Origin of the sequence: Chelativorans intermedius (assembly GCF_025398255.1) — a bacterium.
Lineage (GTDB): Bacteria > Pseudomonadota > Alphaproteobacteria > Rhizobiales > Rhizobiaceae > Chelativorans > Chelativorans intermedius.
The window spans coordinates 368,485-381,182 of record NZ_JAODNW010000001.1 but is presented as its reverse complement, the minus strand read 5'-3'; the positions used below and the strand labels follow the sequence as shown (position 1 = coordinate 381,182).

At 65.9% G+C, this 12,698-nt stretch carries 13 protein-coding genes; 11 read left to right on the top strand and 2 right to left on the bottom strand.

The features are described 5' to 3' along the window. Positions 1-8 precede the first annotated feature (8 nt). Complete coding sequence (doeA, locus tag NYR58_RS01920; protein ID WP_261518708.1) at positions 9-1,193, bottom strand: ectoine hydrolase DoeA; 1,185 nt, start codon at positions 1,191-1,193, stop codon at positions 9-11. A gap of 226 nt (positions 1,194-1,419) precedes the next feature. Here doeA and ehuB point away from each other — a divergent pair, with 226 nt between their 5' ends. From ehuB to NYR58_RS01870, 10 genes are all read left to right on the top strand, one after another. Next, positions 1,420-2,265: an ectoine/hydroxyectoine ABC transporter substrate-binding protein EhuB gene (gene ehuB, locus NYR58_RS01915; RefSeq protein WP_261518706.1), complete on the top strand. Its 846-nt coding sequence runs from the start codon at positions 1,420-1,422 to the stop codon at positions 2,263-2,265. A 146-nt stretch (positions 2,266-2,411) separates the two neighbouring features. Next, positions 2,412-3,134 (top strand): ectoine/hydroxyectoine ABC transporter permease subunit EhuC, encoded by a 723-nt coding sequence (ehuC, locus tag NYR58_RS01910; RefSeq protein WP_261518705.1) that lies wholly within the window; start codon positions 2,412-2,414, stop codon positions 3,132-3,134. Between the two features lie 5 nt (positions 3,135-3,139). After that, positions 3,140-3,817: an ectoine/hydroxyectoine ABC transporter permease subunit EhuD gene (gene ehuD / locus NYR58_RS01905; protein WP_261518704.1), complete on the top strand. Its 678-nt coding sequence runs from the start codon at positions 3,140-3,142 to the stop codon at positions 3,815-3,817. Next, a complete protein-coding gene (gene ehuA, locus NYR58_RS01900; protein ID WP_315903314.1) occupies positions 3,814-4,590 on the top strand; it encodes an ectoine/hydroxyectoine ABC transporter ATP-binding protein EhuA in 777 nt (258 codons plus the stop codon). The genes ehuD and ehuA overlap by 4 nt, the downstream gene beginning before the upstream one ends. Next, a complete protein-coding gene (eutB, locus tag NYR58_RS01895; protein WP_261518703.1) occupies positions 4,590-5,603 on the top strand; it encodes a hydroxyectoine utilization dehydratase EutB in 1,014 nt (337 codons plus the stop codon). The genes ehuA and eutB overlap by 1 nt, the downstream gene beginning before the upstream one ends. Next, positions 5,593-6,582, top strand: a complete 990-nt coding sequence (locus NYR58_RS01890; RefSeq protein ID WP_261518702.1) for a cyclodeaminase — start codon at positions 5,593-5,595, stop codon at positions 6,580-6,582. The genes eutB and NYR58_RS01890 overlap by 11 nt, the downstream gene beginning before the upstream one ends. Before the next feature lie 59 nt (positions 6,583-6,641). Beyond that, positions 6,642-7,142 carry an Lrp/AsnC family transcriptional regulator gene (locus NYR58_RS01885; protein ID WP_261518701.1) on the top strand — a complete coding sequence of 167 codons (501 nt, stop codon included), beginning with the start codon at positions 6,642-6,644 and terminating at the stop codon, positions 7,140-7,142. Between the two features lie 118 nt (positions 7,143-7,260). Then, on the top strand, positions 7,261-8,745 hold the full coding sequence (locus NYR58_RS01880) for an NAD-dependent succinate-semialdehyde dehydrogenase (protein ID WP_261518700.1): 1,485 nt from the start codon (positions 7,261-7,263) through the stop codon (positions 8,743-8,745). 9 nt (positions 8,746-8,754) lie between these two features. Further along, the gene (locus NYR58_RS01875; protein WP_261518699.1) at positions 8,755-9,969 is read left to right on the top strand and encodes a M24 family metallopeptidase; all 1,215 of its coding nucleotides are present in this window, start codon (positions 8,755-8,757) and stop codon (positions 9,967-9,969) included. Between the two features lie 12 nt (positions 9,970-9,981). After that, entirely contained in the window at positions 9,982-11,349 is a 1,368-nt protein-coding gene (locus NYR58_RS01870; protein ID WP_261518841.1) for an aspartate aminotransferase family protein, read from the top strand. A 32-nt stretch (positions 11,350-11,381) separates the two neighbouring features. Here NYR58_RS01870 and NYR58_RS01865 read toward each other — a convergent pair whose 3' ends face one another. Beyond that, a complete protein-coding gene (locus tag NYR58_RS01865; protein ID WP_261518698.1) occupies positions 11,382-11,942 on the bottom strand; it encodes a GNAT family N-acetyltransferase in 561 nt (186 codons plus the stop codon). 231 nt (positions 11,943-12,173) lie between these two features. Between NYR58_RS01865 and rirA the strand changes: the two genes are divergently transcribed. Further along, entirely contained in the window at positions 12,174-12,635 is a 462-nt protein-coding gene (gene rirA / locus NYR58_RS01860) for an iron-responsive transcriptional regulator RirA (protein ID WP_261518697.1), read from the top strand. Positions 12,636-12,698 lie beyond the last annotated feature (63 nt).

Here is a 12,698-nt window from a genome sequence, read left to right as displayed (position 1 = left end):
TTAGAGGCTCATTCCTTGACGATCAGCTCGCGCGGGCGCTTGCAAAGGGTCTCCGCCGGGCCTTCCTCCTTTATCAGGATGCTCTCGGTAATCTCCAGCCCCCAGTCGGCCATCCACAGGCCCGGCATGAAGTGGAAGGTCATGCCGGGTTCGAGAATGGTCTCGTCCTCGCGGCGCAGCGAGATCGTGCGCTCGCCCCAGTCGGGTGGATAGGAAATCCCGATCGAATAGCCGCAGCGCCCGTCGCGGCGGATGCCGGCCTTCTCGAGCTCGCCGTAGAGTGCCTCAGCCACCTGTCCGGCCCGGTTTCCCGGCCGTGCCATGTCGAGCCCGGCTTCGATGCCGGCGACCAGGGCCTTCTCGGCGTCCAGCATGTATTGCGGCGGTCTGCCGAGGAAGACCGTGCGGCAGAAGGGCGCGTGGTAGCGCCGATAACAGCCGGCAATCTCGAAGAAGGTGGCCTGCCCCTCCTCGAAGCGGCGTCCGTCCCATGTCAGGTGCGGCGCCGCCGCGTCGGAGCCGGAAGGCAGAAGCGGCACGATCGCGGGGTACTCGCCCCAGTCGTCGTCGACGCCGCGGATGGCATCGGCATAGATCTCGGCGACCAGGTCGTTCTTTTTCATCCCCGGCTCAATGCGCTCGACGATTCCGTCGATCATCTTCTCCGAGATGCGCGCCGCCCGGCGCATGAAGGCGATCTCCTCGTCGGACTTGACGGCACGCTGCCAGTTGACCAGCGCCGTGGCATCGACGAACTTGGCGTCGGGCAGCTCCTCCTGCAGCACCAGATAGGCCTTGGCGGAGAAGTAGTAGTTCTCCAGCTCCAGCCCGATGCGCTTGTTGGCGTAGCCATGCGCGCGGATCACCTCGGCCAGATGCTGCATGGGGTGCAGCGTATTGGCCTGCACATAGTGGTCGGGATAGCGCAGCACCCTTTCGTCATCCATGTAGCAGGTGCGCACCGCGCCGTTGCCGTCCATGGCCCGGCCCCACCAGATGGGATCGGCATCCTTGAAGACCAGGACGCCCTGGTGAACGTAGAAGGACCAGCCGTCATAACCGGTCAGCCATGCCATGTTGGAAGGGTCCTCGACAAACAGGATGTCGATCCCCTTGGCCTCCATCGCAAGACGGGTCTTCTCCAGGCGGTTCGCATATTCCTGGATGCTGAAAGGCAATTGGGATGCGGGCAATTCTTGACCTCCGAAACCACGGCACCCTCCCGGCGTTCCCGGCGGCATCACGCCCGCAAGGGCGGCCGAGTTGTGCACAAATGTTGCTGACCCGAATTGTTGGGAACGTCCTCTGAAACATCTGCTGGCTTGAAGGTCGTTGACAACCCGGCAGCCTGCGTGATGTTGTATACAACAGGCTCTTCCGGCCAGCAATTTCATTTTCATCAAAAACAGGGGAGAGAACATGAGACGCACGGTTCTGAAGGGAATGGTGGCCCTGGGTGCCATTGCCGCCATGCTCGGTTCGGCCGCCGCGCAGACCACGCTGGAGCGCGCCAAGGAGCAGGGCTATATCCGCGTCGGCTTCGCAAACGAGGCTCCCTATGGCTATGCAACGCCCGATGGCCGGCTGACCGGCGAGGCGCCGGAAGTGGCCAAGGCCATCCTCGCCAAGATGGGCATCAACGAGGTGGACGGCGTTCTCACCGAGTTCGGCTCGCTCATTCCGGGGCTCAAGGCGGGCCGCTTCGACATCATCGCCGCCGGCATGTTCATCACGCCCGAGCGCTGCCAGCAGGTGCAGTTCTCCGAGCCCTCCTATGGCATCGGCCAGGCATTCCTGGTGGCCGAGGGCAATCCGAAGAATCTGGTGGACTATTCGAGCGTGGCCGAGAACAGCGACGTGAAGCTCGCCGTCATGGCCGGTGCCGTGGAGGCCGGCTATGCGGAGGCCGCGGGCGTGCCGCAGGACCAGCTTGTCATCCTGCCCGACCAGGCAAGCCTCGTAAGCGCGGTGAAGTCCGGCCGTGCGGATGCCGCGGCGCTGACCGCCCTTTCCATCGCCCGCATGGCAGAGAACAACGAGGGTGTGGAGTCGACCCCGCCCTTCGGCGAGGTGGCCGGCGAATCGGTGAAGGGCCATGGCGGTTTCGCCTTCCGGCCGGAGGACACCGACCTCTACGAGGAGTTCAACCGGCACCTGAAAGAGTTCATCGGCACGCAGGAGCATATCGAGCTCGTCTCCCAGTTCGGCTTCGGCGAGGGCTACCTGCCGAACAAGACCACCGAGGAGCTTTGCGCCGGCGAGTGACCGGCATCCGAACCTGCGCGCCGGCGCGCCCTTCTGCGGTCGCGCCGGCGTGACAATCCGCACCGGGCCCCTGCGGAGCCGAACGTCAAGTGGGGCCGGGCGTCGGACGCCTGCGCCGCCGCCAGTGGGATTTCAGGGTTTACGCGATGCAGCTTCGCCAGCTCGCGGTTTGCGCGATCGTCTTCTTCACCGCCGGACTGGCCGTCGCCAGCTTCGCGGGTTTCCGTGAATTCATTCCAGGTCTTCTCGAAGGCGCTTGGGTCACTGTACAGATCACGCTCGGCGGCTGCCTTCTGGCCGTCGTCATGGCGCTTGTCGCGGCCATGGCAAAGATGTACGGACCGCTGCCGCTGCGCTGGCTGGCCGTTGCCTATATCGAGGTCTTCCGCGGCACCTCGGCGCTGGTGCAGCTTTTCTGGCTGTTTTTCGTGCTGCCGCATTTCGGCGTCAATCTCGGGCCGATGACGGTGGCCATCGCCGCGCTCGGTCTCAATGTCGGGGCCTATGGGGCCGAGGTAGTGCGCGGCGCGGTCAACGCGGTACCGCGCGGCCAGTGGGAGGCCTCCGTCGCTCTCAACATGTCGCGGCCGCTTGCGCTGAGGCGTATCATCCTGCCGCAGGCGTTCGTGGCCATGATCCCGCCCTGGGGCAATCTGTTCATCGAGCTCCTGAAGGCCACCGCGCTGGTGTCGCTGATCACCATTTCCGACCTTGCTTTCAAGGCGCAGCAGATGAACCAGACGACCTTCCGCACCGTGGAGATCTTCACCATCGTGCTGATCGTCTATCTTGCGATCTCGGTGCTGATCACCGTCGGCACGCGCACGCTGGAAACCTTCGCCGCGCGCGGCATTGCGAGGGGGAGGTAGCGCCCATGTTCTGGGACTGGAACTATGTCTGGGAGATCACCCCTGCCCTTCTCAGGGCCTCGTTGGTCACCATTCAGGCCACGCTCCTGGGCTTTGCCCTGGCGGCCACGCTGGGCCTCGTGCTGGCCATCATGCGCATGTCGAGAACAAGCTGGATTTCGGTGCCGACGGCGGGCTTCGTCGAGTTCATCCGCTCCACGCCGGTGCTCATCCAGATCTTCTTCATCTTCTTCGTCTTTCCCGAGTTCGGCATCGTGCTGCCGGCCATGACGGCGGGCGTCATCGCGCTCGGCCTGCATTACGGCTCCTATTGCTCCGAGGTCTACCGCGCAGGGCTTGAAAACGTGCCGCGCGGCCAGTGGGAGGCGGCGACGGCGCTCAATCTGAGCCCCTACATCACCTTTCGCGACATCATCATCCCCCAGGCGATTCCGCCCGTGGTGCCGGCGCTCGGCAACTATCTGGTGGCGCTCTTCAAGGAGACGCCGCTTCTTTCGGCCATCGCCGTGCTGGAGCTCATGCAGACGGCGAAAATTCTCGGTTCGCAAAGCTTCCGCTATGTCGAGCCCATCACCCTGGTGGGCGGCTTCTTCCTGGTGATGAGCCTGGTGGCCGCGGCCTTTATCCGGCAGGTGGAAGCCTGGCTCAACCGCTCCCTGCGCAACCCCGGAGGCGAACGATGACGACCCCCATGGTCAAGTTCGAGAATGTGACCAAGCGCTATGGTGCGCTCACGGTGCTCGATTCGCTCAATCTGGAGATTGCACCCGACGAGAAGGTCGCCATCATCGGGCCGTCGGGCTCCGGCAAGACGACGGTGCTGCGCATGCTGATGACGCTGGAGCGCATCAACGACGGCATCATCTATGTCGACGGCGAACCGCTCACCCACATGCCGAAGAACGGCAGGCTGGTGCCCGCGGACGAGCGTTATCTGCGCCGCGTGCGCGGCAAGATCGGCATGGTGTTCCAGCACTTCAACCTGTTCCCGCACATGTCCGCGCTCAGGAACTGCATGGAAGCGCCCATCCACGTGCTGGGCCTGTCCCGGCAGGAGGCCGAGCAGCGCGCGGCCGAACTCCTGGACATGGTGGGGCTGAGCGACAAGAAGCACCAGTATCCCAGCCAGCTTTCCGGCGGCCAGCAGCAGCGCGTGGCCATTGCGCGGGCGCTCGCCATGCGGCCCAAGGTGATGCTGTTCGACGAGGTGACCTCCGCCCTTGATCCCGAGCTGGTCGGCGAGGTGCTGAATGTCATCCGCAAGCTGGGCAAGGAACACAACCTGACCATGCTCATGGTCACGCACCAGATGGGTTTCGCCAAGGAGTTTGCGGACAGGGTCTGCTTCTTCTACGGCGGCCAGATCGTCGAATCCGGCAGACCGGAGGAGATTTTCAGCGCGCCGAAGGAGGAACGCACGAGGCAGTTCCTGAGCGCGGTGCTGGAGGCTTCCTAGTGTCGTCTCTCTCGCTGGCAGACATCGTGGCCGCGCGCCGGCGCATCGCCGGCATCGCCGTGCTCGACACACCGCTCGTCCCCTCGCCTTTCCTGTCGCAGCGCGCGGGGACGCAGGTTTTTCTGAAGCTGGAGCTTGCCCAACACACCGGCGCCTTCAAGCTGCGCGGGGCGGCCAATGCCCTCGGGCTGCTGCCTGACGATACGGCGGGTATCACCTGCTGTTCCACCGGCAATCACGGCCGCGGCGTGGCCTATGCCGCAGCGCGGCGCGGCATTCGCGCCGTCATCTGCATGTCGCGCCTCGTGCCGCAGGCCAAGGTGGACGGCATCAAGGCGCTGGGCGCCGAAGTTCGCATCGTCGGCCACAGCCAGGACGAGGCTCAGGTCGAGGCGGATCGGCTGGTGCGCGAGGAAGGTTTGACCGAGATCGCGCCCTTCGATGCCCTGCCCGTCATTGCCGGCCAGGGCACCATCGGGCTGGAGCTGGTCGAACAATTGCCGGCGCTCGAAACCGTGCTCATCCCGCTTTCGGGCGGCGGGCTTGCCGGAGGAATCGCCTTCGCGCTCAAGCGCATGAAGCCGTCGATCCGCGTCGTCGGCATCTCGATGGAGCGCGGCGCGGCCATGCATGCCGCGCTGCAGGTGGGTCGGCCTGTGGAGATTGCCGAGGTGCCGAGTCTTGCCGATTCGCTGGGGGGCGGCATCGGGCTTGCGAACCGCCACACCTTCGCGCTGTGCCGGCAGCATCTGGACGAGGTCGTGCTGGTGTCGGAGGAGGAAATCTACCGTGCCATGCAGGCCCACTATTACGAGGACCGCATCGTCTGCGAAGGGGCGAGCGCGGTGGGTGCGGCGGCCCTGATGTCGGGCAGGCTCGGCGTGGTGAAGGGACCGGTGGCCAACATCGTCACCGGCCGGAATGTGGACATGAAGGTCTTTACCGACATCGTGAACGGCCGCAGCGTCAGGCTCGGCGGCGATCTTCTGGAAGGGTCCCCCTATGGCGAATGACATCTTCATCCTCACCGAGAGCGAGCTGCGCAAGGCCGTCCGCCTCGACATGGAGGCCATCGACGTGGTGGAGCAAGCCTTTGCCGCCCTCGGCACCGGCAAGGTCATCATGCCGCCCATCCTCTCCATGGCAATTCCCGAAGCCAATGGCGAGGTCGACGTGAAGACGGCCTATATTCCCGGTTTCGACGGATTTGCCATCAAGGTCAGCCCCGGCTTCTTCGACAATCCGAAGCTGGGCCTGCCCAGCCTCAACGGGCTGATGATCCTGTTTTCGGCCAGGACGGGCCTTGTGGAGGCGCTGCTGCTCGACAATGGCTATCTCACCGACGTACGCACCGCTGCTGCCGGTGCGGTGGCCGCCCGCCACCTGGCGCCCGCAACCGTGCAGACGGCCGGCGTCATGGGCACCGGCGTGCAGGCGCGCCTGCAGATCGCCGCCGCCCATCTGGTACGCCCCTTCAGCCGCGTGCTGGTGTGGGGGCGCGATGCGCGGAAGGCGCAGTCCTGCGCCCGCGATCTGGCGGCAAATCTCGGCATCGAGGCCCACGCCGAGGCCGACCCCGCCCGGCTGGTTGCCGAAAGCCAGCTCGTGGTGACGACCACGCCCGCGGAAGAACCAATCCTGAAGGCCGAATGGCTGCACCCCGGCCTGCACATCACGGCCATGGGCTCCGACCAGGAAGGCAAGAACGAGATCGACCCGAAGGCCATCGCGGCCGTCGACCTCTATGTCGCCGACCGTGCCAGCCAGTGCGAGAAGCTGGGCGAGCTGCGCACCGCCATCGCAGCCGGTCAATGGAAGGGCGGCCAGCCGCGGGAGCTCGGCGCAATCGTGCAGGGACAGCCGGGGCGCACGGACGAGGCACAGATCACCCTTTGCGACCTTACCGGCACCGGCGCGCAGGACACCGCCATCGCCACCCATGCCCTTTCCGCCGCCCGGGCAGCGGGCGCGGGCCGCGTGATCGAAAGCTGAATCTGGAAATTGCCGGCCAATGGGGGCAAAACACCGCGACGGCCCAGGACCACGCCTCCATGCTCAAGCTCGATGACCGCGACCTGAAGATCCTCTCCATACTGCAGAGGGAGGGCCGCATCTCCAAGGCGGCGCTGGCCGAGCGCGTCAATCTCACGCCTGCCCCCTGCTTCGAGCGGCTCAAGCGGCTGGAGAAAGCCGGCATCATCACCGGCTATCGCGCCGAGGTGGCGCTCGCCCGCATCGCGCCGCACATCGTCGTCTTCATGGCGGCGGAACTCGAAGGGCACCGGGCGGAGAATTTCCAGCTTTTCGAGCGCTGGGTGCAGAAGGTGGATGAGATCGTCGGCTGCTGGGCGGTGGGCGGCGGATTCGACTATATCCTGCAGGTCGTCGCCCGAGACATCGACGCCTATCAGCGCCTGGTCGACCGCCTCCTGGAGGCGCGCGTCGGGCTTGTGCGCTACTTCACCTACATCGTGACCAAGCCGGTCAAGCAGCCCAGGGCGATGCCGCTGGAAACGCTTCTGGAATCGGCGGGCGCGCGGCAGAAGAACTGACGGCGCGCCTCCGTCAACTCAGAAGAATCATCGGCAACGGGCGCTTATTCCATCGGAAAATTTGCCGTCGCAAACCCCATCTCAGAGCGAACGATGGAATCGCCCAGGGAGTGAGCCGATGTCCGCCCTTGCAGCCCTTGAGAAAACCGAGCTTTCAGCCCTTCGCGACCCCCGCCTCTTCCGCGAATACGCCTATGCCGACGGTCGCTGGATCGCTGCCCCCGGCGATGCCGCCATCGACGTGGTGAATCCCGCCGATGCCAGCCGCATCGGCTGCGTGCCGGCGCTGACCGCTGCCCAGGCGGACGCAGCGATCGCCGCCGCGCAGCGGGCTTTCTCCGGCTGGGCCGCGCGCCTGCCGCAGGAGCGCTCAGAGCGGCTGAAGCGCTGGCATGCCCTCATCATGGAGTCGCGCGAGGATCTGGCGCATATCATGGTGCTGGAGCAGGGCAAGCCGCTTTCCGAAGCGCGCGGCGAGATCGACTATGCCGCCTCCTTCGTCGAGTTCTATGCCGAGGAGGCCAGGCGGCTGAACGTCGAGAGCGTCACCTCCCACCTGCCGGACGCCGAGATGCGCATCATGCGCGAGCCCGCCGGCGTGGCCGGGCTCGTCACGCCGTGGAACTTTCCCTCGGCCATGCTCACGCGCAAGGCCGCTGCCGCTCTTGCCGCGGGATGCACCGTGGTCGCCCATCCCTCCTCCGAGACGCCCTTCTCGGCGCTGGCGCTGGCAGAGCTTGCCGAGCGCGCCGGCCTGCCCGCCGGGGTCTTCAACGTGCTCACCGGCAGGGCGGCGGAGGTGGTGGGCGCCATCACCGCCTCGCGCCACGTGCGCATTCTCTCCTTCACCGGCTCCACCGAGATCGGCCGCCTGCTCTACGGCCAGTCCGCCCCGACGGTGAAGAAGCTTGTCATGGAGCTTGGCGGCCACGCCCCGTTCATCGCCTTTGCCGACTGCCATCTGGAGCGCGCCGTGGAAAGCGCGATGGCGGCGAAGTTTGCGACCTCGGGCCAGGACTGCCTGGCCGCCAACCGCTTCTATATCGAGCGCCCCATCTACGAGGCATTCGTGGAGGCATTCGCCACGAGGGTGCGCGCGCTGCGCCTGGGCCCCGGGCTCGCCGACCCCGACATCGGCCCGCTCATCCACGAACGCGCGGTCAAGAAGCAGGAAGAGCACGTGGCCGACGCGGTGCACAAGGGCGCGCGCCTGCTCGTCGGCGGTGAGCGGGCTGCGGCGGGCAGCAACTTCTTCCTGCCCACGGTGCTTGCCGACGTGCCGGACGATGCCCTCGTCTTCCACGAGGAGACCTTCGGCCCCGTTGCCGCCTTCGCGCCCTTCGACGCGGAGGAGGACGTGCTGGCACGCGCCAATGACACCGAGACCGGCCTCGTCGCCTATCTGCACACGCGCGATGCCGGCCGCATCGCCCGCCTCTCGCGGGCGCTGCAGTTCGGCATGGTGGCGGTCAACCGCACGAAGATCACCGGTGCGCCGATCCCCTTCGGCGGCGTCAAGCAGGCCGGGCTTGGCCGCGAGGGCGCGCGCATGGGGATGGAGGCGTTCACCAATGTGAAATATGTCTGCACCGACACGCGCTGAGGCCCGGTCATGTTCGCCAATCCCTTCACCGACGAAGAATTGAGCGGAAGGCTTGCGGCCGTGCGCGCGGCCATGGCCGAGCGCGGTCTCGACATGGTGCTCGTCTCGACGCCGGAGAACATCTTCTATCTGACCGGCCTTGACCATTGGGGCTATTTCGCTCCGCACCTGCTCGTCGTTCCCGCCGAGGGCGACATGGTGCTCGTCACCCGCCAGATGGAGCGCGTCTCGATCGAGAAGCAGGTGCGCAACGCCCTTTTCCACGGCCATGCCGACAATGAAACGGCGGCCGATCTGGCCGTGCGGCTTTTGAAGGATTCCTTTGCCGCCAGGGAGCGCTCGCGCGCTGTCCTCAAGGCCGTGGTGGCAGAAATCGAGGGGCAGGCCGACGGCGCCATGCGCATCGGCGTGGAAACCTGGTCAGCGGGCCACTCCTATGGCTTCGGCCACGCGCTGCGCGAGAGCCTGCCCGACATCCACTGGGTCGACGTGACCGGCCTCGTGGATCACCTGCGCCTCGTCAAGTCGCCGCTCGAACAGAATCTCATGCGCCGCGCCGCCGCCATCTCCGACATCGCCGCGCAGGCGGCCATCGAGGCCATCCGGGATGGCGCGGGCGAACGCGACGTGGTGGCCGAATGTCATGCCGCCATGATCCGCGCCGGCGGCGAGGTGCCGGGTTTCGGCCCCTTCATCCGCCCCGGCGGAAGGCTGGACGAGGAACACACCACCTGGGGCGACGGCGTCTATCGCACTGGCGAGCCGGTGTTCATCGAGCTTTCGGGCTGCGTCAGCCGCTATCACGCCCCGCTCGGTCGGCTCGTCCATGTCGGCGCCATCCGCGACGAGGACGCCCGCATGGCCGAAGTCGCAGGCCGCGCCTTCGACGCGGTGCTTTCCGCGCTGCACCCCGGCGCCCTGGCGCGCGATGTCTATGCCGCCTGGCAGGCGGTGGTCGACGAGGCCGGCCTTTCCCATTACCGCCGTCACCATTGCGGCTATTGCGTGGGCATCGGCTTCCCGCCCTCTTGGACCGGCGGCAACCGCGTCACCGGCCTGAGACACGATTCCGACCTCGAAATCCGCGAGGGCATGAGCTTCCACATCCTCTCCTGGCTGATGGGAACCGGCAAGGGAGACTTCTTCGTCTCCAACGCCGTGCTGCTCGGGCCGGAAGGGCCGGAAGTGCTGACCAGAACGCCCCTCGGGCCCACCGTAAGATAGGAGACGAACATGCTGCTGAAGAACGACCAGCTCGACCAGTGGGACCGGGAGAACTTCTTCCACCCCTCCACCCATCTCGCCCAGCACGCGCGTGGCGAATCGCCCAATCGCATCGTGACGGGCGGCTCGGGCGTCTATATCGAGGATCGCGACGGCAAGCGCCTCCTCGATGCCTTTGCCGGGCTCTATTGCGTGAATGTGGGCTATGGCCGGCAGGAAATCGCCGAGGCAATCGCCGAGCAGGCGAAGGAGCTGGCCTATTACCACGCCTATGTGGGCCACGGCACCGAGGCGTCGATCACGCTTGCCAGGATGATCCTGGAGCGTGCGCCCGAGAATATGTCGAAGGTCTATTTCGGCCTCGGCGGTTCTGACGCCAACGAGACCAACGTCAAGCTGGTCTGGTACTACAACAACATTCTGGGACGCCCCGAGAAGAAGAAGATCATCTCGCGCTGGCGCGGCTACCACGGTTCCGGCCTGATGACCGGCTCGCTGACGGGGCTGGAGCTGTTCCACAAGAAGTTCGACTTGCCGCTTGCCCAGGTCATCCACACCGAGGCCCCCTACTATTACCGCCGCCCCGACCTCTCCATGAGCGAGGAGGACTTCACCGCCCATTGCGTGGCCGCGCTCGAAGCGCTGATAGAGCGCGAAGGGGCGGATACCATCGCCGCCTTCATCGGCGAGCCGGTACTGGGCACCGGCGGCATCGTGCCGCCGCCGGCCGGCTACTGGGAAGCCATCCAGAAGGTTTTGAGGAAGCATGACATCCTTCTCATCGCCGATGAGGTGGTCACGGGCTTCGGCCGGCTGGGCTCCATGTTCGGTTCCCATCACTATGGCCTCGAGCCGGACCTCATCACCATCGCCAAGGGGCTGACTTCGGCCTATGCGCCGCTTTCGGGCTCCATCGTGTCCGAAAGGATGTGGGCAGTCCTGGAGCGGGGCACGGACGAATATGGCCCCATCGGCCATGGCTGGACCTACTCCGCCCACCCCATCGGCGCGGCCGCCGGCATCGCCAATCTGAAACTCATCGACAGCCTGAATCTCGTGAAAAACGCCGGCGAGACAGGCGCCTATCTGCTGGGCGCCATGCGCGATGCCGTGGGCGGCCATCCCCATGTGGGCGAGGTGCGCGGGGAAGGCATGCTGTGCGCCGTGGAGTTCGTGCAGGACCGGGAAAACCGCCGCTTCTTCGATCCGGCAAGCAAGATCGGCCCGAAGGTGGCCGCGGCACTTCTGGAACAGGGCGTGATCGGCCGCGCCATGCCGCAGGGCGACATTGTGGGCTTTGCCCCGCCGCTCTGCCTGACGCGCGGGGAGGCGGAGAGCATCGTCGATGCCACGGCGAAGGCGATGAAGGCGGTCTTCTGACCTCCGCTGGCCAGCCCGGCGCGGGAGGCAGCCTACCGCGCCGGCATGCCGTCGGCCTCGAGCGGCGGCAGGAAAGCGAAAAGATCGGCGTCGCGCAAGGGCGCGGCGTCGAGTTCGATCAGCCCCACGGTCTCGCCCGCCTCGAAGCTCAGCCGCGCATTGAACTTGCGCGCCAGCGCCCGCATCGCCTCGTTGTGCGGGTGGGTGGTCACGCGCAGCCGCGTATAGCCGAGCGCCCGCGCATGGGCGATGAGCCGCTGGAAGAGCTGGCTGCCGAGCCCGCGATGCTGAAGCGGCTTCTCGACGCTGAAGGCGATTTCCGCCGTCGGCGGGTCGAGATCGGGGCGCTCGTGCAATTCTGCCGCACCCAGCACACGGCCACCCTCCACATAGCCGACCACCGTTGCCCCCTGCGCGAAGCTGCGCGCGGCATAGTCCTTGATGAACGCATCGCAGGCCACACCATTGAAGCGGTCGCGGCGGCTCTCACCATCGAGGCGCATCAGGTGATCGCGGAAAAGCGGCAGTTCGGAGGGTCTCAACCGGCGCACCACGCCGGCGGGCGGTGATTCAGCTCTTACCATCCAGGCCATAAGTCGCACTCCTCGCGGGTTCCTCCCCGAGCCGTTCGACTCGCACGCTATATGTGCGGTGCAACAAGGAACCGCAAGAGCCTGCACGCCCGCGCATTGCCCCCATGCATGGACTGCATGGCTCGGTCCTGCTATTTTCCTGATCATGAAAATCATGTTTTTGCGATCGTCTCTGGAATTGTTCTAAACTATGCGCCATATTAGGCACTGGTCTGAGACAAAGGGGATTCCATGCGCCTGACCCGGCAAACCAACTATGCGATCCGCATTCTGATGTATTGTGCGGCCAATGAGGGGCGCCTGAGCCGGATTCCAGACATCGCGCAGGCCTATTCGCTGTCGGAGCTGTTCCTGTTCAAGATCCTGCAGCCGCTTGTGGAGAACAATCTGGTGGAGACCGTGCGCGGGCGCAACGGCGGCGTGCGCCTGGCAAGGCCTGCCGAAGAGATCACGCTGTTCGACGTGGTGCGGGTGACGGAAGAGAGCTTCGCCATGGCGGAGTGCTTCGAGAACGATGGCACCGACTGCCCGCTGGTCGATGGCTGCGGTCTCAATGAGGCACTGCGCAAGGCGCTCGGCGCCTTCTTCGACGTTCTGTCGTCCTACACCATCCGCGATCTCGTCAATGCGAGGCCCAACATGCGCGGACTGCTGGGCATCGAGCATCTGGAAATGCGGCCGGCGGTCAGCTGATCCCGGCCGTCATCCGCCCGGGCGCCAGGGCGGAGCGCCAGTTGCGCGCCGTGTCATCGCCAC